The sequence below is a fragment of the Maridesulfovibrio zosterae DSM 11974 genome, assembly GCF_000425265.1.
Lineage (GTDB): Bacteria > Desulfobacterota > Desulfovibrionia > Desulfovibrionales > Desulfovibrionaceae > Maridesulfovibrio > Maridesulfovibrio zosterae.
On sequence record NZ_AUDC01000016.1, the window covers coordinates 177,764 to 200,079 of the forward strand.

General features: G+C 44.0%; 18 protein-coding genes and 1 pseudogene. 2 read left to right on the plus strand and 17 right to left on the minus strand.

Going from position 1 to position 22,316, the window contains the following annotated elements; genetic code table 11:
• Positions 1 to 206: 206 nt before the first annotated feature.
• Positions 207 to 1,727: a hypothetical protein gene (locus tag H589_RS19685; protein WP_051249723.1), complete on the plus strand. Its 1,521-nt coding sequence runs from the start codon at positions 207 to 209 to the stop codon at positions 1,725 to 1,727.
• Between the two features lie 123 nt (positions 1,728 to 1,850).
• Here H589_RS19685 and H589_RS0110935 read toward each other — a convergent pair whose 3' ends face one another.
• Positions 1,851 to 2,744 (minus strand): HNH endonuclease, encoded by an 894-nt coding sequence (locus H589_RS0110935; protein ID WP_027722046.1) that lies wholly within the window; start codon positions 2,742 to 2,744, stop codon positions 1,851 to 1,853.
• 194 nt (positions 2,745 to 2,938) lie between these two features.
• On the minus strand, positions 2,939 to 3,274 hold the full coding sequence (locus tag H589_RS0110940) for a DUF6694 family lipoprotein (protein ID WP_027722047.1): 336 nt from the start codon (positions 3,272 to 3,274) through the stop codon (positions 2,939 to 2,941).
• A gap of 408 nt (positions 3,275 to 3,682) precedes the next feature.
• Between H589_RS0110940 and H589_RS0110945 the strand changes: the two genes are divergently transcribed.
• Positions 3,683 to 3,928: a GlsB/YeaQ/YmgE family stress response membrane protein gene (locus H589_RS0110945; protein ID WP_035075853.1), complete on the plus strand. Its 246-nt coding sequence runs from the start codon at positions 3,683 to 3,685 to the stop codon at positions 3,926 to 3,928.
• Between the two features lie 205 nt (positions 3,929 to 4,133).
• Here H589_RS0110945 and H589_RS0110950 read toward each other — a convergent pair whose 3' ends face one another.
• From H589_RS0110950 to H589_RS20920, 15 genes and pseudogenes are all read right to left on the minus strand, one after another.
• On the minus strand, positions 4,134 to 6,932 hold the full coding sequence (locus H589_RS0110950; RefSeq protein ID WP_027722049.1) for an FAD-binding and (Fe-S)-binding domain-containing protein: 2,799 nt from the start codon (positions 6,930 to 6,932) through the stop codon (positions 4,134 to 4,136).
• A 1-nt stretch (position 6,933) separates the two neighbouring features.
• Positions 6,934 to 8,094, minus strand: a complete 1,161-nt coding sequence (locus H589_RS0110955) for a YkvI family membrane protein (protein WP_027722050.1) — start codon at positions 8,092 to 8,094, stop codon at positions 6,934 to 6,936.
• Positions 8,095 to 8,180: 86 nt separating this feature from the next.
• Complete coding sequence (locus H589_RS19690) at positions 8,181 to 9,347, minus strand: YkvI family membrane protein (protein ID WP_051249724.1); 1,167 nt, start codon at positions 9,345 to 9,347, stop codon at positions 8,181 to 8,183.
• Positions 9,348 to 10,003: 656 nt separating this feature from the next.
• Complete coding sequence (gene hydF, locus H589_RS0110965) at positions 10,004 to 11,209, minus strand: [FeFe] hydrogenase H-cluster maturation GTPase HydF (RefSeq protein ID WP_027722051.1); 1,206 nt, start codon at positions 11,207 to 11,209, stop codon at positions 10,004 to 10,006.
• A 450-nt stretch (positions 11,210 to 11,659) separates the two neighbouring features.
• Positions 11,660 to 12,673, minus strand: a complete 1,014-nt coding sequence (gene hydE, locus H589_RS19695; RefSeq protein ID WP_035075902.1) for a [FeFe] hydrogenase H-cluster radical SAM maturase HydE — start codon at positions 12,671 to 12,673, stop codon at positions 11,660 to 11,662.
• Between the two features lie 20 nt (positions 12,674 to 12,693).
• A complete protein-coding gene (locus H589_RS0110980) occupies positions 12,694 to 13,263 on the minus strand; it encodes a hypothetical protein (RefSeq protein ID WP_027722053.1) in 570 nt (189 codons plus the stop codon).
• A gap of 2 nt (positions 13,264 to 13,265) precedes the next feature.
• Positions 13,266 to 14,699, minus strand: a complete 1,434-nt coding sequence (locus tag H589_RS0110985; protein ID WP_051249725.1) for an aspartate ammonia-lyase — start codon at positions 14,697 to 14,699, stop codon at positions 13,266 to 13,268.
• Between the two features lie 15 nt (positions 14,700 to 14,714).
• Positions 14,715 to 16,142, minus strand: a complete 1,428-nt coding sequence (gene hydG, locus H589_RS0110990; RefSeq protein WP_051249726.1) for a [FeFe] hydrogenase H-cluster radical SAM maturase HydG — start codon at positions 16,140 to 16,142, stop codon at positions 14,715 to 14,717.
• Positions 16,143 to 16,157: 15 nt separating this feature from the next.
• On the minus strand, positions 16,158 to 16,400 hold the full coding sequence (locus H589_RS0110995) for a TM1266 family iron-only hydrogenase system putative regulator (protein WP_027722056.1): 243 nt from the start codon (positions 16,398 to 16,400) through the stop codon (positions 16,158 to 16,160).
• Between the two features lie 285 nt (positions 16,401 to 16,685).
• A complete protein-coding gene (locus H589_RS0111000) occupies positions 16,686 to 17,024 on the minus strand; it encodes an iron hydrogenase small subunit (RefSeq protein WP_027722057.1) in 339 nt (112 codons plus the stop codon).
• Positions 17,025 to 17,036: 12 nt separating this feature from the next.
• Entirely contained in the window at positions 17,037 to 18,347 is a 1,311-nt protein-coding gene (locus H589_RS0111005) for a [FeFe] hydrogenase, group A (protein WP_425411459.1), read from the minus strand.
• Positions 18,348 to 18,698: 351 nt separating this feature from the next.
• Positions 18,699 to 19,100 (minus strand): GtrA family protein, encoded by a 402-nt coding sequence (locus H589_RS20435; protein WP_051249727.1) that lies wholly within the window; start codon positions 19,098 to 19,100, stop codon positions 18,699 to 18,701.
• Between the two features lie 5 nt (positions 19,101 to 19,105).
• Positions 19,106 to 20,599 (minus strand): glucosyltransferase domain-containing protein, encoded by a 1,494-nt coding sequence (locus H589_RS0111020; RefSeq protein WP_027722059.1) that lies wholly within the window; start codon positions 20,597 to 20,599, stop codon positions 19,106 to 19,108.
• 20 nt (positions 20,600 to 20,619) lie between these two features.
• Positions 20,620 to 21,552, minus strand: coding sequence for a glycosyltransferase family 2 protein (locus tag H589_RS0111025; protein WP_027722060.1), 933 nt, complete (start codon positions 21,550 to 21,552; stop codon positions 20,620 to 20,622).
• Between the two features lie 279 nt (positions 21,553 to 21,831).
• A pseudogene (locus H589_RS20920) lies at positions 21,832 to 22,316 on the minus strand (hypothetical protein); the annotation flags it as partial.

Genomic DNA, 22,316 nt, shown 5'->3' on the forward strand with positions numbered 1-22,316 from the left:
GGACTATAGCAAACGCTGGTTCAAAAAAATGTGAGAAGTTTTTCATAAATAAATAATTCATGAATTTTAATTAGTAAGCGGACCCGAGTCTCCTGTTTCATGTCCGGGCGTGCAGCTAACCACAATCGGTAAAACTGGTGAGCTGTAGCGGTGTAAGTACCTGCTAGCACGTAATTTTAACTCGTTAGACCACGGTGTGACAGAGAATGACTCAAGAAAATAAAATTTATAACAAACTTTCTTATACGGGCAGACGTATAATCGTAGGACTTATCAACTGTGCTCCGGCATTTGGTGAACCGTTCCCTTTTGTTATATCCACCCTTGCAACTACAGCCCGTTGCAGCAAACTGAGCGTACTGCGTAACCTTAAAAAGGCACAGCAATACGGCCTGTTAGAGCGCAGAATAAGTCGTTCCGGTCACAGGTTCGGTTCAGTCATTACCCTGCACAAAGACAAATGCATTGCATTTAAAAGCTGTTATGATGCTGATACCGAAAGCGGTCGGTATGAAGAGCATGCAACTGAAACTGAACGGTATCTGTACACTGAGGGCAGTAAAAAGGCTGCAAGCCCAGCTGTTGCAGGCATTATGCTTAATCCTCAAAATGAAACGGACCGGATGTTCCAGTGTCTTTCCGATCAGGGGAAACGCATCTTCGGTATCATCTGTGACAGATTCACTGAGAGCGGGCAGAATGAAACAGGGCTGGTAATCCAGACAATTGCACGGCAGGCAAAGTGCAGTGAAGTCACCGCACGAAGAGTTATCAGCAAGGCTCATAAAGCTGGAATATTTACTAAAAAGACTCATGACCGTGGATCACGGTTCGGCATTATCCTGACCGAAAACAAGCCGCAGTCAACCCGTTTGCGAGAACTTTTAAAAGCATATCCAGCCGCGCCTGATACTGATGCTGAACGCTGTTATGCTTCTGTTAGCGGACCTGACACGTATCATACCTGCAATGTTACCAATCCTGAAACCGCTCCTGAGCGATATGCTGTGACCAATGCTGAGCGTATACACAGTGAAGCTGGAATCCCTTTATTTTCGGGCAATATGCAGGGATCAACGGGCTGCCCGGCACCGGATGCTGATCGGTATCGGCAGCCGCCTATATTAGATAGACAGATAAAGAATCTATCTTTTGATGAAAATTCGGAAGAAGAAAGGTGGGCGAACCGTCTGCTCAGTATCAGCGTGGATGAATTTCAGATTCTATGGGCCTGCCTGCATCGTGAACACTTCGGTCCTGATCAGCTCCGTCAGATTGTTAAACACCGTATCAGTTTCGGTGAGACGATTCTCGATATTGAGAATTCACTGCACGCAGCCCATTTTGAACTGGAAAACAAAACCTTTCCCAAGGCCCGTAAAGGAATCTGTAACTACCTTTTCGCCACCCTGAAAAACAAAGGGACATGGCGCAGGCCCGTAGGATTTATGACGCCCAATGAACAGGCTCTTGCCAATGCCAAACGGGAAGCTGAAGTATTGCTGGAGATTAAAAATGTAGCGAAAGAAAGGAAGAAGAAAGAAGAACAGGCCGATACTACAAGAAAATTCGAAGCATGGCTCAAAGACCAAAATACCGAAGAGTTGCAGGAGATCGATGAAGCATGCGTACTGCCGCTGCGAACAGACGAATCAAAACTTAACTGGCGCAAGACATGGTGGAGAAAGAATTTATTAAAAAATGCCTCCGGCGGCCAAAGGGAATAATCCCCTTTGGAAACCGGAGTTGTTTAATTGGAAGCAAAGTTTTTACCTTGACGGCTATGGACCTTAAAAACCAATGAACAGGGTAAATATTTTTATGATGTCCTGTGCCAATTGTAATACTGTCTATTGGACTGTGATGTTCTTATTAATTTTTAAAATCTGCTTATGAATTTCAGTCCATTCGCTTTCACCGTCACGCATCACCTGATGTGCCAAGGCATGGCAGTTCGGACAAAGAGTTATGAGATCATTAATTTTAGTGATAGCTGCTTCTTTACGACTTGCTATCGGATTTTTATGATGAACGTGCACAACCTTTTCATCATAATTAAAGCCGCAAATCTGGCATTCATAGTTATCGCGCTTTTTTCTTGCCTTTACCAGTTTTGCGCTGCGAGAATAAACCCAGCTGTCCGAAGGAGTCTTTCCACCTTCCTCATCCTCCACAATACCTACAGACTCTACTGTTTCTGTAACGATATTGCCTTTAAGCTCACTTACTTCCCTTACAAATTGAGCCAGTTTATTCAGTTCTGCGGACTTAGTTTTCTGATTCTTATCCAGTATTTTAGCTATGAGGAATAGTTCTCTTGTCTTGCCATCAGCGGTTGCATATTCTTTTTTTTCAAAAATTCTACTTTCAACCTGCAATTTTTCACCATGCCCCTTATTGAGATAACCGGTGTGAGCAATATAGTACTCATCCCCTTTTTTAAGAATATTGGCCTGAGTAGTGAACTGTCCGAGAATAGAAAAAGAAAAAAGAACTGTAATGCTGTTTGCAGCAGATTCGTTTACCGAACCATGACCATAAAGCGTGATTATTTTTTTATCATCATGCTTTTTTCCGATCAAAGCCCATATATTATGATTCTGAAGCCCCAACAATTCGTTCTCCTCAGACCCGCTAGGCCAGCCGATTATTGCGGAAGGATATTTCTGGGCAACCTGAACAATATTTTTACGATACTGCCTGATAACTCGTAGTAACTCTGTCTTACCTGTAACAATTTGCAAATTAGCCCCCTTCAAGATTTAAAAAGTCAAGACATAAATATTTATATCAACATTATACAAGCAATACTGTAATAATTTAAGTATTAAAATCAAGTAAATAAGGATACCCAAACAAAAAAAACCTCCCTCAGATAGATATCTGCGGGAGGTTGATCTAAAATCCATTATTCAGTCTGAAAAAATATCCTGAAAAATTATTTCTTAGCTTTTCGCTCGGCAATAATTTCTTTGGAACGCTTGATTATATCATCGGCGGTCATGCCGTCCATTTCTTTATAAATCTTATCTACTTTAGGTTCTATGCCTGCGCTCATATCCTGAACCATCTTTTTGAGATTAAGCTGTGCAAAGACAACTACAGCAACGGCTTCTTGCAAAGATTTCTTCTTGGCATCATCTACACTTGCTATCATTTTCTCTGCTGAAGCCTTAAAAGCTTCTTCAGAAGAACCGTCAAGAGTAGGCTCATTAGAACAGCCCAGGACCATAACCGCCATCAAAACAAGTAGAACAACCTGAAGTTTCTTCAAAACAATACTCCTAAAATAAAATGTTCCAAACCATGAATGATACCGACAATTAACAGCCTGTTATAATTTTTAATGAACTATACAGGTCATTTATTAAGAGTCAAATAAAATATTCTATTTTTACAGCTCAAAGAAACTTTTTTATGCGCTTAAACCAATTTTTTACTGCAAAGATTGCAATAAGTGCTATTTATCACCATTTATGAGAACAGCTGACCAGTGATTAATTCACATTAAAAATATCTATTATGTATTTAACACCAAATCAACTGATAACCAGTGGTACTAAATAGAAATCAACATAAAATATCATATTTAATACATATTTATTTTATTTGTTTTGTATATTTATAAAACACATGATATGACGAATAAAGTAGAAATACAGTTAACCAATAGGGGTGTATAATGAATGGACTTATCGTATTTGTCTTTATTGGACTGATTGCAGGCTGGCTTGCCGGAGTATTTATGAAGGGCAGCGGGTTCGGCATTCTCGGAGATATAGTCATCGGTATCGTCGGGGCTGTGATCGGCGGCTACCTTATCGGAATCATCGGAATCAGTGCAGGTGGATTTGTCGGATCAATTGTTGTAGCCACAATCGGTGCTATAATTCTGATCTTCCTCGTGCGCCTGCTTAAAAAGGCATGATTATGCGCCCTTTGGGCGCATAATCAATTGAAATATTGACGAGGAGTATCACTGCCGGCAGATCATATTTGCACCGGAAACCTGTACCCTGCATATATTTAGAATGACTGTATCAGGGGCCCTTTTCTTATTTCATCCATTATGTTGCAACAACAGAATACCAAGGAGACAAGGACCCCTGAGAATTTACTTTTTTTAAACAGCTCTAGCGGGTGGCTTCCTCCACCAGATAGAGAATATTGCGATAATTTTTTCCACCGTGCAGGGTCAGACCTATTTCGCATGTTCTGGAAACACTGTACCCCTCATCGCAATGCTCAATCTGGCCTTTCAAATTCTCCAGAGCGGAAGCATTCAGTTCAGGATTATGAAATCCCTTGTCACCGGAAAAGCCGCAGCAGTTCACACCCTTGGGAATAACTACGTTTTCCACACATTTTGCTGCCAGTTCTCTGAACTGACCTTCCAGCCCCATCGTGCGGGTTGAACAGGTCGGATGCAGAGCCACTGTACGGGGCAGCTTCTTGAAATCAAGACGGTCGGCAACATATTTCATGGTGAACTCAATAGGGTCCATCATGGTCAGCCGCTTATCCAGAGTCTTTTTCATGCGGGCAAGGCAGGGACTGGTATCACAGAGAATAATATCCTTCCCGTTTCCACTGGCTTCCAGCAGAGCATTGCCGAGCTTAAGAGCAAGTTCATCAGCCTGCGCAGCAAGTCCTTTTGTTTCCATGGCCTTACCGCAGCACAGACTTTCCATGTTCTTTGGAAAAACAACCTCATATCCGGCCCTTTCAAGCAGTCTGACAGTTACATCCATCAACGGCTCGGATTTATCTCCCCTGCTCCGGCCCATTGTGCGGACTGCGCAGGAAGAAAAATAAACAACACGCTGTGCTCCGGTTCCGGTTTTAAGTTCCGGCAGAGCTTTAACTGCTCCGGCAGGCATGGCCTTATTCCAGAGCGGCAAACGGTCATTTGACAATTTACGCGCCGAACTGCTCAGACTGCCCATAGCGGCATCACCGACAATACGCTGGGCAACTGACATTACATTCAGAGCGGTTGAAACATTTTTCAAAACAGAGCCCATATGTCCGGTCACATAGTCAGCGAGCTTCAAAGTTTTATCCGAAACATTTTTACCGCGAATATCTCTGATAAAACCTGCTACATCAACACCTAAAGGACACCTTTGTTTGCACAGTCCGTCAGTGGCACAAAGCTGTTCGCCGTATTTACGGAAAATTTTATCCCACTCATCGGCCTCATCATCCTGACCGTCCATACGAAACTTTACTATGGCTCTGGCAAGACTGATCCTCTGCCGGGGTGTCAGTCCTATATTCCGTGAAGGGCAGACCTGCTCACAAAAACCGCATTCAACACAAAGATCCACATCGGGATGTGTCGCCACAGGACTTTTTAATCCGTTGATGTGTGCATTGCTGTCATCGCTGATAACGACCCCGGGATTAAGAATAGATTCAGGATCGAGAACCTTTTTCACGCTGCACATCACTTCGAACAGGAAATCACCCCATTCTCTACGTACAAAAGGTGCCATTGCACGCCCTGTACCGTGCTCGGCCTTCAATGATCCGTCAAACCTGCCGGTAATCAGTTCAACCAGATCATCCATAAAATCTTTAAGCCTCTGCACTTCCTTTGCATCGGCAATCTTTACCGCAACTGAAAAATGCAGGTTGCCATGAAAAGCGTGCCCCATAATACCCGCCGGATATCCATGCTTGTCAAAAAGCTCCTGAAAAGCTTCGCACCCTTCAGCCAGCCTTGATACAGGAATATTGATATCCTCAGTCAGAACGTATTCATCCGCTTCACGATAGGTTGCAATTGCCGGATAAAGTGCGCGTCTGATGTCCCATAATTTCTCACACTCAACTTCATCAGCGGTGAACGACTGATCTGAAAGAGAAGGATAACAGCTGAGTACTTTAAGAATAGAATCGACATTCTCATCAAGCTCGTCTGAATTCCATGCTTTGGTTTCAATAAGCATGGCACAGGCCCCTTCCTGAAGATTTTTCATCACATCAGGAATATTCTTGATATTCTGCATGGCTATCAGTGAATGGTAATTCAATATTTCAGCAGCATCGATGCTGCATGCCCCTTTCATGGCGACAACTGCATCGGTAGCAACAGTTAAAGAGGGGAAAAACATAAGCCCGACAGCTCTAATGGGAGGTGTAGGAATAGTTTCCATGAGAACCTCATGAAAAAAGCCGAGAGTTCCCTCGGAACCGACCATCAGGTGCATGAGGATATCCACCGGATCTTCATAATCCACAAAGGAATTAACGGTATATCCGATTGTGTTCTTGATGGAATACTTACGTTTAATGCGTTCAACCACAGCAGGGTCGGCAAGGACATTGCGGCGCAAATCACATAACTCTTCAAGCAGTGCAGCGTGTGAACTTCTGAAAGCTGCAACGCTTTCCTTGTCTGTAGTATCCAGATATGTTCCGTCCGCAAGGATCATGCGCATCCCTTTGACCGCATGGTAACAGTTCTGATCAACCATGCAGCACATTCCGGCAGAGTTGTCGACAATAATGCCGCCCATTGTTGCAGAAGCGATGGATGCCGGGTCAGCGCCCATTTTACGCTGATATGGTGCAAGTGCAGCATTAACTTCAATGCCGATAACCGCACTGCCGGACCAGAACATTTTACCTTCATCAAGGACTTCGATCCTTCTCCACAGCGCCCCTTTAAGACGTACGAGCACACCTTCACCGCAGGCCTGACCGCTTACAGACGTTCCTGCTCCGCGAAAGGTGACTCCGATCTTATGAGCTGTGCAGACTCTGAGCACTGCACAGACCTCATCCAGAGTAGTAACATCCACCACCAGAAGGGCTTTCGGATCGAAATAACTGGCATCAACAGCATATGTGGCTACAAGTGCCGGATGATCATGAACCTGTTCAGCAGGAAGAATACCCTGCATATCTTTAATTAACTTCTGCACCTCAGGACTCCCCTTTCACCCTGTCTTCAGGAAAACGCCAAATTCCAAGACCACGAAGAACAATAGGAATAGTGATCAAAAACATTGTTACCCAGCCCATGCTGCCGTAACCCTTTCCGATAAGCGGAATCAGGCCCAGCTGAGCCACCAGCCAGCAGGCTGAAACCAGAATTGTGGAAGCAATCATAGAATGAAAACGCTGCCTGCGAAGCCTGCCTGCATCATCAAGATTACGCCCGAAAAAAGTCACCAGACGGTTTGTAGTCCCGTAAACCAGTGCAACCCCTGTTGAGACCGCGCCGATGACAATGCAAAATGAAATAAGCGAGGTCATCCATGAACCGCCGAGGCCATGCATAACGACGAACAAAGCCGGAACAGCCTCTTTAAGTATGCCCTGATCAACAAAAGCAAGAATTCCGAAATAGGTCAGGTACATAATCAGAGAGTTGATAATAACCCCGATAATAATTGCCTTTTTCAGGCATGATTTATCAGGACAGACCTGTGCGTGAACAATGTAAGCCCCGATTGCACAACAATGAAGAGTGCCGTATTTTACTCCCCACCACAGAGCATCCCAGAAGGAATCCGGTCCGCTGGTTGCGATCTCACCGCTTTTGATAGCCGCAAGATTTTGAACTATTTTCGGGAAATAATGTATAATATTGGGCAGGTATATAATAAACATACTTACGATCAGCAGAAAAGAAACCACAATGGCAGACTTTCTGACCAGCTCGGAGCCGTAAATAGTAAGTACGAAAATAACCGCCGCAATGAAAAATGTATTCATCATGTACGATGTGCCGAAAAGCTTCGACAGAATAGTTCCTCCGGTAGCAAAAGCCACAGCTGTAGCCAGCAGAAGAACGCTGTTCACCAATATCTCATAAACCGGAACAGCGAAGAATCCGATCTCGCCATACAGCTTTTTAGACCATGTACTGTAGTCATAAGCCCTGAATCTGGCAGCAATAACCATTGAATAATACATGCAGATACCCATGATAAACATAGACACTGCGGGCATGAACAAAGATGTCCAGTTGTGATTCAGGTAAAAGGCGACAATCTGCCGGCCTGACGCAAATCCGCCGCCGAAATGAGAACTGAACCACACAAGCGCAATGGCCAGATAACCGGGAATTATTTTTTTCATTAGATGTAAGAGTTAAATGTTTATAAGGCGGAAAGGACTTCTTTCCGCCTTATTTTATAGGCAGTTGGAGTACTGTTGCCTCCGTTTTATTCAGCAGCGACTTTTCCGGGAACATCTTCAGCAAAACGCCAGAGTCCCAGACCACGCAGGAGGATAGGCACAGTAAGTAGCAGCAAAGAAACCCAGCCGATATTTCCATACCCTTTACCGATAAGCGGAATAAGGCCCAGCTGAGCTACCATCCAGCATGCTATAACCAGCATAGCTGAAGAGCTGATACAATGAATCTTGCGTTTAGCTGCTCTCTCTTCCTCGCTCATATTGCGACCGAAAAAGTTGGCCAGACGATTGGTGGTTCCATATACCAGAGCAACACCGGTCGATACCGCTCCGATAACAATGCATAGAGAAATAAGTACAGTCATCCATGCTCCGCCGACACCGTTCATAACAACAAACAGAGAAGGGACAGCTTCTTTAAGCACTCCCTGATCGACAAAAGCCAGAATTCCGAAATAACTCAGGTACATGACTACGGTATTGATGAAAAAACCGACGATTGCGGCCTTTTTGAGACTGGCTTTATCCGGGCAGGCCTGAGCATGAACTATGTACGCTCCGATGGCACAACACTGAAGTGCCCCGTACTTTGCTGCCCACCAGATGGTATCCAGAAAGGAATTCTGAGTTCCGGTAACAATCTCGCCACTCTTTACAGCTGCAAAATTATGAATAATTTTCGGAAAGAAATAAATAATATTAGGAACATATATAATAAATATGCATGCTATCAGAATCAGGGACACCACCGTAGCAGATTTCCTTACCAGATCTGCTCCGTAAATTGTCAGCACAAAAATGACCGCTGCAAGTACAACTGTATTCAGCATATACGGTGTGCCGAAAGCCTTAGCCAGAGTCGATCCTCCTGTGGCAAAGGCAACCGCCGTGACCAGAACAAGCAGTGCATTGAACATTATCTCAAACACAGGGGCCATAACAGGTGCAAGATTTCCATAGACCTTTTTCGACCATGTGCTGTAATCGTAAGTATTAAACTTGGCTGCAATAACCATTGAAAAATAAAAAGTCAGCCCCATAATCAACATGGAGAATGCAGGCATAAAAAGTGAAGTCCACTGATGATTCAGGAAAAATGCCACAATCTGGCGACCTGAAGCGAATCCACCACCGAAATGCGCGCTGAACCATACAAACGAAATACCAAGATAAGCAGGGAGAGTTTTTTTCATATATTTGTCGTTTTAAAATGTTGAAGTAAAATCGCCTATACAATGTATTTTCAGCGATAATCGTCACCAGGAGACACCTAAGTTTAAAAAAACTGACCGTCGGTCATTTTTATGCTGTACCATTAAAATGTTTCGCTCAAGGGCTTGAAGTACTGGATAAAACAAGGCCTACGCGGGATAATCCCCATTTCGTCTATGAGAACAGAAGAACTGGATTTATGGCCGGAGCAACGCCTTGCAATCTATAATAGAATAGGGGGTGCTCACTGTATCGGCCATGAGACATTTTAACCCCGAAGGGTTTAATGGCGTGGTAATAAAATAGATCGGACCTGCCGCTTACCTCTTAATTCTGAAATGGCGCGCTCTAAACAGAAAGACATATAAATTCGCCATGCGGGACATAAAGAATTTAAGTCTCTGCTTAAAAACAAAACAGGATTAACTGAGAACGGCTTTTTAAATCTCTTACACTTCTTCCGGCAAGGAGCTGAAAAATCATGCAATATTCACAAGATTTTCACCCAACCATACTGAAGTGAACGTTTCAATATCGTATTCTAATCAGTATATCAATGAAATTGAACAGGCTTCGAAGTATTAATGTTGTTTTAATAGCAACCACTCCTATACCAAAAGATCTGACCTGCTGATTCTCAGTAAAGGTTAAATGGCGCTATCACTCTTTCCAGTACGCCTTGAACTTTTGAGATGGCTACCCCGTAGTTGGTGATAGGTACGTTACGGCGTTTACATTCTTTGATACGGCGCAGCATTTCAGTACGGTTAAGCATGCATCCGCCGCAGTGAATGACCAGCTTGTACTTTTCAAGATCTGATGGGAAATCGTGTCCTGAGTAGACTTCAAACTTTATATTTTTTCCGGTGTACTGACTGATCCAGCGGGGAATTTTAACCCGTCCTATATCGTCTGCAACGCACTGGTGCGAGCAGGCCTCACCAGTCAGGACAATATCGCCGTCCTCCAGACTGTCAATTGCATCTGCTCCGGCCACAAGGGTGGGTAGATCGCCTTTGTACCTTGCAAACAGAGTTGAAAATGTGGTCAGCGGAATATCATCAGGCACATCACCTGCCACGCTGAGCACAACCTGAGAGTCTGTAATAACCAGTGCAGGTTTGCGTTTCAGGTTCATCAAAGTTTCTTCAATTTCACGTTCTTTAACTGTAATCGCCACAGCGTCACGGTCCAGAACATCACGCAGCACCTGAACCTGTGGTAAAATAAGCCGCCCTTTAGGAGCAGCCAGATCAATGGGGACCACGCAGACAACCCAGTCCCCTTCACTGAAAAGATCACCAGCAAGCACAGGTTCACATTTCATTTCAGCAGGTGCCAGATCTATAAGAGCCTGCTTTGTTTCATAAATATTGGAGCCATCAAGCGCAGATACTGACAGAAACGGAAAGTCGTTTTCCCTGCAATAAGTTATATCCTCTTCAAAAGGTGCTCTGATATCGCTCTTGTTAAAAACAATCATGCATGGGATTTTAAGATCTTTTACATAACTTATGATCTCTTTTTCATAATCAGTGATGCCCTCCTCACCCACAACAACCACAGCCACATCAGAACGCCAAAGAACTTTTCTGGTGGCCTTTATGCGAAGTTCACCCAGCTCACCGGAATCATCCAGACCCGCTGTATCATAAAATGTGACCGGACCAAGTGGAAGCAGCTCATAATGCTTGGCAACTGCATCTGTCGTTGTTCCAGGATGATCCGAGACAATTGAAATCTCCTGATCAACAATGGCATTGATCAAAGATGACTTTCCGGCATTGCGCCTGCCTGCCAGAGTAATAACCAGCCGTACCCCGCGTGGTGCATTATTAGACATCAAAACTCCTTTATAACGATATAAATACCAATAACGAAAGCAGTGCCTCAAGCTTATGAGGGAAGAAATGCCTCCGGCGGACAAAGGGCCCGCGGCCCTCTGCACTCCCTTTTAAGGGGCTAGAAATGGCTTCGCCAGAAAAAATACTATTCTCAAAGCCATATAGCCGTCTGACAAAAAAATCTGCTTTCAAGCTAAAAAAACAGAAGAAATGCCTCCGGCGGGCAAAGGGCCCGCGGCCCTCTGCACTCCCTTTTAGGGGGCTGGAAATGGCTTCGCCAGAAAAAATACTATTCTCAAAACCACATAGCCGTCTGACAAAAAAGTGGTTTTCAAGCTAAATAACTAAGGATTCTTAAGGGGATTATCCCCTTAAGCCGCCGGAGGCGAAATCATTCAATCCCATTCTTAAGCCGCCGAAGGCGAAATCATTCAATAATATTCTTTAAATTATATATATCCTGAGCAGCAGGCTCTTTTTGAAAATCCTTTTGATACTGAGAGGGTCAGGTTCAGTGATCTGATAGTTTCTTCAGCCTGCGAGAGTGAATCTGAAACATCCATTGCCACTGAGTTTTTACCGGGATAAATATTATAATCGGCCCGATGAGCGGAGGGTGTCACAGATGGCATTATGACATTGCATCCTCTGCTGAGTCCTTGTGCTCTGCCGCAGGGATCAAAGGCATCGAGGGCTGATGTTGCCGGAATATTGGCTTGCGGATTTAAAATACGTAATAAGGCGGTCACCCGATAGGATTGCATTAAATCTCCGGCTTCTTCATGGGCAAAAGGAGTATCGGGATGGGGCACAAATGGTCCGGCGGCAATCATATGCAGATTAAGATCTGTAAGAAAAAGAATATCCTGCAAAATCGACTGCGTGCTTGAACCGGGCAACCCGACAATCGTGCCGGACCCTATTTCGTAGCCCATCTGTTTCAGATAATTTATACGGCTGAGTCTTTCATTGAATGACTCACCTGATCTTATCCGCTGATATGATTCAGGATCTGATGTTTCTATTTTAATCAGACAGCGATCAGCTCCACACTCAAACCAGTGGGCATATTCGTCAATTCCGCGATCACCGACTGACAGGGTTACGGCCACATCATGACTATTTTTTATTTCTTTAACCAGCTCACCTATCAGTTGTTTTGAATAGCTGAAATCATCACCGGATTGTAAAACAATTGTCCGTGCCCCTTTGAGTGCTGCGGCCTCGGCAGCTTGCAATATTGTGGGCATACCAAGACGATAGCGGTTGATTCCAGAGTTAGGAGCTCTAAGACCGCAATAAAGACATTTTTTGTTGCAGACATTTGAAAACTCTACAATAGCCCGAAGAAAAATCTCTTTGTCAAAAACTTCTTCTTTAACCTGATCGGCAAGTAAAAAGAGTTCATCATCATTGCGGCCTTCAAGGTAGGAAATAATTTTCTGCTCACTAAGTGTATACATGATGTGATCCTTAACCCCGGTTACAAATTGGAACTCATTGCCCTCACGCATTCGTTTATCAATCTGAATGCGGCAATCTCCTTACGGGATGCAGAAGAAGGAGGACGACCGGATTCAGTCCATTGAATAAGTTTTTCAACATCTGCCTCCACCCTGCCCCAAAAACCTTCAGGGGCATGAGACTCGGCATGCGCATACTGTCCGAAGCAGATTACATCGTCCACAATAACAACAGGCAGACACGGCAGTTTGCAGGCCGCATGCAGCCTGACTTTAGCTGGATATTTCTCCGTAAGCTCAGTCAGAAAGGAATATGAAAACTCAAGCTCATCCTCAACGGCCTGACGTGAAATGCCGAACCGGAGAGCACCGAGGAAAGATTCCTTCCAACTAAGATCAAGCTCAGGTTCAACGGCAATGATATCGAGCTGGCGAAACCCGGGATTATTCAGAGCAGCATCAAGCCCGGTCCGGTGCTGATCAGAATTTGAAAAAGGACCGTAAACAGCGGCGTTAAGAATTATTCTGCGTGAAGCAACAGAAAAAAGATCAGGAATATTAAGTTCGTCAGTACCTGCATAAATATTCATTTTTATCTAATCCCGCTTAGGTCATCAGGGGTGAAACCAAGTTTGCACAGTCTGTTGGGAGACAAAAGCTCGTCAATATCTTCTGGCGAAGCGATATTCTGATGAATCAACTCTTCACGGACGCTTCTGCCTGACTTGCGTGCGGCAGTAATAATTTCTTCAACCCGCCCGTAACCAAGCACGGAAACCAGAACAGTCGCCAAAGCATAACTTCTTTCCACATGAGCTTTGCATCGGGCGTGGTCAGCGGTGATGCCTGCAATGCATTTTTCATCGAATGCCCCGGTTGCATTAATCAGCAGAGTCAATGACTCCAGAATGGAGTGGGCAATTAACGGCATCAGGTGATTAAGCTCAAGCTGTCCGCAGGCCGCAGCAAGTGTTACGGTCTGATCATTACCCATAACCTTGAGGGCAACCTGTGTAACAGCCTCGGGCATGACCGGATTTACCTTGCCGGCCATAATCGATGAACCTACCTGTAGAGCGGGAAGTACTATCTCGCCGATTCCGGTTTCCGGCCCGCTGGCAAGAAGACGCAGATCAGATGAAATTTTCATCAAATTTGCGGCATATGATTTCAGAAGACCGGACACTTCTACAAAAGTATCCATATTCTGGGTGGCATCAATTAAATTTTCAGCACGGGAAACAGGCAGTCCTGTTATCTGCTTTAATCTGTCAGCAACGCGCAGAATGTAATCCCGGGGAGCACCGAGACCGGTTCCGATAGCTGTTCCGCCGAGATTGACTTTTTTAATGCGTTCCCGGCTCTTGAAGATTCTCCACCGGTCACGGGCAACAGCATCGGCAAAGGCCCCGAAAGTCATGCCTAAAGTCATGGGCACAGCATCATTTAATTCAGTGCGCCCCACTTTTACAACATCACGGAACTCATGTTCTTTGTTTTGCAGACTCTGCTGAAGATTCGTGATTTTCTCTTCCAGCTGAATTAAAAATGTGAGCGTGGCCACCTTGAGAGCCGTCGGGTAAACGTCATTGGTGGACTGATGCATATTTGAATGCTTGAGAGGATGCACCAGTGAACAATTCCCACGCTCAACGGGGAGGAGTTCTATCGCACGGTTTGCGATAACTTCATTAAAGTTCATATTGGTCGAAGTTCCGGCCCCGCCCTGAAACGGATCAACAACGATCTGATCATGCAGGTTACCGGAAGCTATGTCCTTGCAGGCGGCGATAACAGCAGTACCTATTTCTTCATCCATATATCCCAGTTCAACATTGGTAACTGCACAGGCCTCTTTGACCATGGCAAAAGACCGGATGAAAACCGGATGCATAGAATAACCGGAAAACGGAAAATTCCGCACGGCTCTTAAAGTATGAATGCCGTAATAGACATCAGACGGAATATCCATTTTACCCAGTGCGTCACTTTCACGGCGCACTTTATCAGCCACTTTGCAAGGCATAGCTGCTCCGAAACTCTACAGGTAAAGGTCTCTTTCGCCGGCTTCCATACGGGTCATCCTTTCAGTGAGCAGATTCTTACGGTCTGCATCAGGATATCCGGCTATTTCCTTACGGATAAGTTCATTACCAGCTTTTTTTGTTTCTTCGGAAGCGTAATCTTCCAGATATTCTTTAAAAGTCAGCAGCCCGTTAGGCAGGCAGAATTTCTGGATAAAACCTGTTTTTGCAAGCTCCATAAAATGTTCACCGGTACGTCCAAGACGATAACAGGCCGTACACCATGAAGGGACATAACTCTTCTCGGCAGTGATAAGGCTGTGGATAACCTCATCAAGACTGCGGCTGTCACCGACACAGAACTGCTGAACATCAGGACGGTCAAATTCTGGATCGCTGTATGCTCCGGGGTATGTTCTGGAACCTGCGGAAATCTGTGAAACACCGACTTCAAGCAGTTCTTTACGGAACTCTGCATTTTCACGGGTTGTCAGAATCAGACCGGTATAAGGCACAGCAAGACGAAGTACGGCTACGATCTTTTTAAAATTATGGTCGGAAGACAGATAAGGAGGATTAAAAGCCAGCTCTGAATTCTGTGCAGGCTCAATTCTTGGAAATGAAATAGTATGCGGGCCGACACCACAGTCCTTTTCAAGCTGCTGCGCATGGTAAAGAAGTCCCATAACCTCAAAGATAGGGTCAAACAGACCGAACAATGCGCCCATTCCTACATCATCTATGCCTGCTTCCTGAGCACGGTGCATGGCATAAAGTCTGTATGCATAATCCGTTTTTTTACCTGCCAGATGAACTTTATTATATGTTTCCTGATGATAGGTTTCATGGAAACACTGATATGTTCCGATACCTACGTCATGAAGTGTTTTAAAGCCTGCTACATCAAGCGGAGCACAGTTGATGTTCACCCGGCGGATTTCGCCGCTTTTTTCGGATGTCACGGCATAAACGTCACGCACAGTCTGAGCGATCCATTCAGCGTTATATTTAGGATGTTCGCCGTATACCAGCAGCAGACGTTTGTGACCGAGATCTTCCAGCACTTCAACTTCTTTGCGGATTTCATCAGAACTCAGGGTTCTGCGATCAAGATCTTCATTTTTTGCATTGAATCCGCAATAAGCACACTGGTTTACACATTCATTGGAAATATAAAGCGGAGCAAAAAGGACCAGACGGTTACCGTATATCTTTTTCTTGATATACATAGCGGTATTGAAAATCTCATTATCAAGTTCTTTGTCAGTATTTTTAAGCAGAACTGCAGCTTCGAAAGGTGTAAGGCCCTGTCTTTCTCTTGCCTTCAGAAGGATTTCCTGAACCAGTGACGGTGCAGGGTCGGTTGCTTTTTCCATTTCTGACCAGATAAGATCTTCGTTAATAAAAGTTTTCTGCCTGGTTCCTGAACTGATGATTTTATTCATGACTCTGTCCTTTTTTTAAACGAGAAGTGATTTAACTTTAACGCCTTCAAGCATGCCCAGTTTTCCGGTCAAAGCGCCGACTTCATCGGTAGTGGCTTCTATGATAAGCCCGATGACGTTTACATCTTTTTCACGGAAAGGAAGCCCCATTCGCCCTACAATGATCTCGCCATGTTCACTGAGAGTCTGATTGACTTTCGGTGCGGCTTTGAATCTGTTTTTAATTGTTATCCCGATTATACCTAACCGTTTATCCATGCAGTTTCTCCGGTTCATCAGCGAATCGTGAGTAGATAATTTTCGAAAGAGTGATCTGCAATTGTCAGGTTAGACGGGTTTTCCGGGCACAGGCACTGCTTGAAGCAGGCAGAGTCCAGAAGACTCGACCCCGGGATCAGGTGAAACACCCTTTCCGCAGGCAGACTCTTCGGCTGAAATTTTTTATAAATTCAAAGAATACAATATCATTATAGGATATTGCTGTAGCGCTGACCCTTGGAGCAGATTAACCCTAGCCGCAGGCAAACGCTGTTTTGATATGAACTAAATACTAAGCTTGTACCCTTTGGCTTTTAGGGCGGCCAGCTTTGCACTGCGGTCTATGTAATGAGTATGAAGCAACTCATGTGATTTATGCCCGCAAGGACCATCATGCAGAAAACCGTCTTTATGGTTGTAGATTTTTACAATCATCGGGTTATCCTGTGATTTCCTGTACGTATAGATTTTAGGATTTGCATCTGCTGCATAAACAGACTTCTGTCTCAAAGCTACAAAACTCATAGCTGCGGCAAAAGCTTCGGATGCAACATTCACAGTAAGCACTGCATAACCGGCCATGACACCGCAAGCCTTCAAGAAACTGCGTCTTTTCATTATCATTTTCAGTTCTCCTTATGCCTTGATTTTACGGGCTCTGAACCGCTTATTAATCTGAGCAACAGTACTCCTGAACAATGAAGCCTGAATTTCAGGATCAAGAGGCTGACCACCGCCATTCACACAGCCGCCGGGACAGGTCATGATTTCAATGAAGTGATACGGAGATTTTCCGGCTCTTACTTCATCACACAGCTTTGCAGCATTTTTCAGTCCGCTTGCCACGGCAACCTTAACAACGCCGAAATTAGGCACATTGACATCAGCAGTATTAATACCTTCGTGGGTACGAACAACTTTGATATCTGGATTATTAAGTTTTTCACCGGACAGAACTTCGTATGCAAGTCGCAGCGCAGCTTCCATAACCCCACCGCTGTTACCGAAAATAGTGGCAGCACCGGTTGATTCACCTAAAACAGGATCTGGGTCCTGATCAGGAAGACTGTTAAAGTCTATGCCTGCAGCTTTGATCATGTATGCCAGTTCTCTGGTATTGATTGTGGCATCGATGTCGCTGAAACCGCTGTCATTTAATTCCGGACGAATGCCTTCGTATTTTTTTGCAATACAAGGCATGATTGATACGGTGTAAATCTTTTTAGGCTTGGTATCGGTTTCTTCTGCGCCGTATGTTTTAGCTAACGGGCCAAGCATACCGATGGGAGATTTACAGCTGGAGAGATTGGGCATCAGATCAGGATAAAATGTTTCAGTAAATTTTATCCAGCCCGGACAGCAGGAAGTGAACTGCGGCAGAGGACGTGCATCCTTCTGACCCTGCTCTTTCACACGCTGAATCAGTTCTGTACCCTCTTCCATAATGGTAAGGTCAGCTGCATATTCAGTATCCCAGATATAATCAAATCCGAGTTTACGCAGAGCTGCATGCATTTTACCACCGACATATGTTCCGGTCGAAGCTCCGAAGCATTCACCGAGACCGTAACGGACAGAAGGTGCAGGCATGGAAACAACTACTGTGTCGGGATCTTTGAGCTTTGCAAAAAGCTCATCAACAAAAGAAACACCTTCGTAGATTGCACCGTAAGGACAGTTAACCAGACACTGACCGCAGTTCATGCAGGCAGCAGGATCAACAACCTGATGAATTCCGTCATCATTGATAGACTGAATTGCACCGGTAGCACAAAATTCTTCACATGCTCCGCAAGCCTCACATTTGTCGGCATCAACCTGAACAAAAGTGATTTTGTCCGGATCGGTACCATCTTTAGGAGCGTAATTCCGTGACATGACACCTTCGACAAGTCTCATACTGCCCTCCGCTTGCGGATGAATAGCAGAAAGGTCAGCTGGAACCATCGCCGGGCCCGATTTGGGCGTACACCCTGACATAGGATATCCTCCATAGTTAACTTTACAGTTGGGCGTTTACATAAAACACATTTTTAAAATAAGTAACACGATTTAGTTACTATTGTATAAAACATACAACTGTCAAGAAATAACTATAAGCAATGTAATTATACCTGTTACAACACAAAATCAGATAAATTTTACGAAATCAGGCCTTAATTTGAAGAATTCTGAGTTACGACTGAGGATGAATTGATCGGAAAAACAAATATAAAGAATGGTGTAAGCAGCCAAAAAGCAAAAAAAGCCGGAAATCCGGCTTTTTTTACTTATGAAGACATATGGCAAATAATCTTTTTATGAAAACACTGCGCTCTCGTTTTTAAATGTAACAAAACGATTGATCGTGTATTGCGCAGCAACGACAATGCATAAAGCAGTGCATTTTGCGAACATACTGGATAAAGAACAGTACTCAACCAGCATTAACATGACAAAATTTGAAACAACCATACCGCACAACCCTATTGCGAAAAAAACAATACAGCGTTTAATAAAGTTATTATTTACTTTGAAATTGTATTTATAGTTGAAAATAAAGTTATTTAATATACCAAGACATGAACTTATGGTGTTCGCAACTATGTAATGTTCATCAAGAATAGAGTTAATAATATAAAACGAGCCGAAATCAACAACTGCGCCCCATATACCGATCAGGATATACAGAACCAGATGGCGGTCAAATATGTTTCGCATAATTCCTACAACTCTTTAAAGGTAAGCAGCAGGTCGGAATTATACTTATAAATTGTGTAGTAATAAGTATCAATAATGATCGGCAGCCCGTCAGTGCTGATATCCATTTTCTGCGTATCGAACTGAATATCATAATAATTGCGCACACCGCAGCCATAGTACGGCATCTTGTACTTAAAACTCCACGGCTCGTTGGTATCCAGAGAACCTATCACCGGAAATGTTTCAATCAGTCGCCAGAAATATGGTGAGTGAGGCATACTTCCGCTGTAATACAGCGTAGTATCTTTTTCAGGATCAGTATTATTTATCTCCGTAACAATGGAAGTAATAAGGGGCTGGTGGAAATCTGATTCTATCTTGATAAGATTACCCATCAGATAGCTGAATCCGAAATTGGACAGCAGCACCACAGCCAGCAGCCATGACAATATTTTCTTATTTCTGACAGCCCAGCCCGCTGCAAGCAGCAGAAAAGCTGTAAGGCCGCTGAATGAAGTTAAAATCTGCAACGAATCATATGAATCTTTCAGGGCAGCTATATGAATGAAGGAAAAAGCAAAAATAACCGGAGGAGCAAGAACAACCAGAAATAATGCAGCCTTGGAAGCTGAATTGATATCTGCCCCCAAAACGTTTTTTTTGTAAAGGTAGACCCCGAATGCAAAGCTGATCAGAAACAGCACTGCAAAAATTATTAACTGCTGCTGACTCAATGAAGCAATTATCGCTGAAAGAATCTCCTTGAAATGGGCAACAAATACTTGCAGACCGTCACCTGACAAACTGACCATCTTTGCATTGGTTGCCCGGCGTGCAATATTGGCAATGAAAAACAGTTTTAAGAACAGCTTGTAAGCTATAAAAGCAAGCACAAGCTGCATCACACGGCTCAGTAGAGTTTTAAAAATTACGTCAAATTTCTTTTTATACACACTGTGTACAAGCTCGATCACAGCTAAAGATGTAAAAAATCCCAGCGAAGCCTGATATGAATTCATACTGAAGAAAATACATAAAACGCATAGTGCGTGATACAAAACAACTTTCTTTCCGCTTTCAGGAACATCAAGGGCAAAGGGAACTATGAGCAGTACCAGACTAAGAGCAAGCCCCACACTATCCAGCTGATAAATAAAAAGGCGCAACAGATACGGATTAAATATAAACCCCATAGCAATTGCGGCAGAAATATACGGGCTCATATCATCAATAAACAACTTCCTGATCATGAAACCGCCCCATGCAAAAATGGGTACGGACAATATCAGCGGCAGCGGAGCCGGATCATAAACAGTGGTGGCATGTACCAGAAACCGCACTATCAGCGAAGGAAGCAGCCGCCCGTCATCATCCCATGAATTCCCGATCAAAAGTCTGCTGAAGTCGTCGTTATAGGGACAATTCGCTATAAGCATGGGCAAAACGTACAATAAAGTCAGGCCGGAAAAGAGCAGTAAAAATTTTCTATCTTCAGCTGTAAAATCAAAAAGTCGCATCATATCTCCCGAAAAGAGCCTTATAGAATGTCACGCACAATAAAAACAGGTCTGTTCTTTGATTCCATATAGGTACGCCCCAGATACTCTCCCAGAGTACCTATGCCGATAAGCTGCAAACCGCCCAGAAATGATACGACCACCATCAGCGAAGCATAACCGGGCACATCTATGCCCATGAACAGAACCTGAATCAAAATTTTAAGCGTCAAAATAAAGGACACACCGGCCACCAGTGCGCCGACATAAGTCCAGATACGCAGCGGCACGGTTCCAAAACTGGTCATACCTTCCAGAGCAAAATTCCATAATTTCCAGCCGTTGAATTTCGATTCGCCGGCAACCCTTTCTTCACGCACATAATCGATCTGCGTGGTTTTGAACCCGACCCATGCAAAAAGCCCTTTCATGAACCGCTTGGATTCAGGAAGAGTGTTCAGAGCCTCCACAACCTGCCGGGTCATTAATCTATAGTCTCCCACATTATCGGGTATGGGCGGCGATGAAATTTTATTGTTCAGCTGATAGAAGCATTTTGCAGAAAAGCGTTTGCAGAAAGAGTCACTGTCCCTGTTGCTGCGATGGGCCAGCACAACATCAAAGCCCTGCTGCCATTTTTCAATCATATTGACGATAAGTTCAGGCGGGTCCTGCAGATCCGCATCAATGGGAATGGTTATATCCCCTTTGGCGTATTGCAATCCAGCGGTAAGAGCAGCCTCTTTACCAAAATTGCGGCTGAAATCTATAATTTTGATCTGCGGATATGTTTCTTTTAATGCAATCAGATTTATAAGCGTTTTATCTGTACTGCCGTCGTTGATAAAAATATATTCAGCTTCAATACCTGCTATATTTTCTACTACGCCGGAAACACGTTGCATGAACATGCTTAGAACGCTTTCTTCATTATATACCGGGACAATTAGGGATAATAATTTATTTTCAGACACTTGCTATATTCCTCTACTGATTGCATTACGCATATTACTGCATCAGGGTAGCTATTGTTAATCTAAAAAAAAGTCAAGATAACGCCCTTAAACCCAAGACAGAGAAAACTTGCAGGCTTTCAAAAAAGCAGTAAGGACACTTCATCCCCGCATATATTTCATTCCCCAACCATTTTTAAGACAATGGAACACTTTTGAATATGAAAAGTCTATCATAAATAAGAAAAGCCTCCCTCCCGAAGGAAGGAGGCTTTAGATAAACCGTTGCTTTATTTTATCTTATCTTTTGAAACGACTTCTGAAAGAAGCAAGCATAGGTACGAGCAGCAGCAGAATCCATTCAAGACTCATGCTCTGAGCAGGGTTGAACACACAACCGGAGGATGATCCATCTGAACCGGAAGAAGCTCCGAGAACTGCAGGATCTTCAATCACGCCGTTTACAGTCTTATCAAGGTCATATTTTCCGCCATCCTTGATGGCAAAGTTTACAGCATAAACAGTTCCTGCTTTCAAGCTTTCGCCGGAAACCATTGCCTTGCCGGAATTATCTGTGATCCAGAATGTGCCGTCTTCTATAGTTGTCGGCACGGCATTAACGCGGCTGTATTTAATATTTGAACCGGTGGTTTCAGAACCGCTGGCACTCAGAAGCTTAAACAGTATAAGTCTGTTTACTTCTATATCCGCAGCCGGAGTTACGCTGTATTTAAAGCTGTGAACAGATGCCGGTACAATGGGTTTTGTTTTGAAAACCTCAGGAA

Coding starts and splice junctions, on each gene's coding strand:
- hydF (WP_027722051.1), bottom strand. CDS start 11,209: ATGTCTAATAATGCACCACGCGGGGTACGGCTGGTTATTACTCTGGCA.
- H589_RS0110995 (WP_027722056.1), bottom strand. CDS start 16,400: ATGGATAAACGGTTAGGTATAATCGGGATAACAATTAAAAACAGATTC.
- hydE (WP_035075902.1), bottom strand. CDS start 12,673: ATGTATACACTTAGTGAGCAGAAAATTATTTCCTACCTTGAAGGCCGC.
- H589_RS0110945 (WP_035075853.1), top strand. CDS start 3,683: ATGAATGGACTTATCGTATTTGTCTTTATTGGACTGATTGCAGGCTGG.
- H589_RS19685 (WP_051249723.1), top strand. CDS start 207: ATGACTCAAGAAAATAAAATTTATAACAAACTTTCTTATACGGGCAGA.
- H589_RS0110985 (WP_051249725.1), bottom strand. CDS start 14,699: ATGCCTTGCAAAGTGGCTGATAAAGTGCGCCGTGAAAGTGACGCACTG.
- H589_RS19690 (WP_051249724.1), bottom strand. CDS start 9,347: ATGAAAAAAACTCTCCCTGCTTATCTTGGTATTTCGTTTGTATGGTTC.
- H589_RS0111005 (WP_425411459.1), bottom strand. CDS start 18,347: ATGGTTCCAGCTGACCTTTCTGCTATTCATCCGCAAGCGGAGGGCAGT.
- H589_RS20435 (WP_051249727.1), bottom strand. CDS start 19,100: ATGCGAAACATATTTGACCGCCATCTGGTTCTGTATATCCTGATCGGT.
- hydG (WP_051249726.1), bottom strand. CDS start 16,142: ATGAATAAAATCATCAGTTCAGGAACCAGGCAGAAAACTTTTATTAAC.
- H589_RS0110980 (WP_027722053.1), bottom strand. CDS start 13,263: ATGAATATTTATGCAGGTACTGACGAACTTAATATTCCTGATCTTTTT.
- H589_RS0110955 (WP_027722050.1), bottom strand. CDS start 8,094: ATGAAAAAAATAATTCCCGGTTATCTGGCCATTGCGCTTGTGTGGTTC.
- H589_RS0111020 (WP_027722059.1), bottom strand. CDS start 20,599: ATGCGACTTTTTGATTTTACAGCTGAAGATAGAAAATTTTTACTGCTC.
- H589_RS0111000 (WP_027722057.1), bottom strand. CDS start 17,024: ATGATAATGAAAAGACGCAGTTTCTTGAAGGCTTGCGGTGTCATGGCC.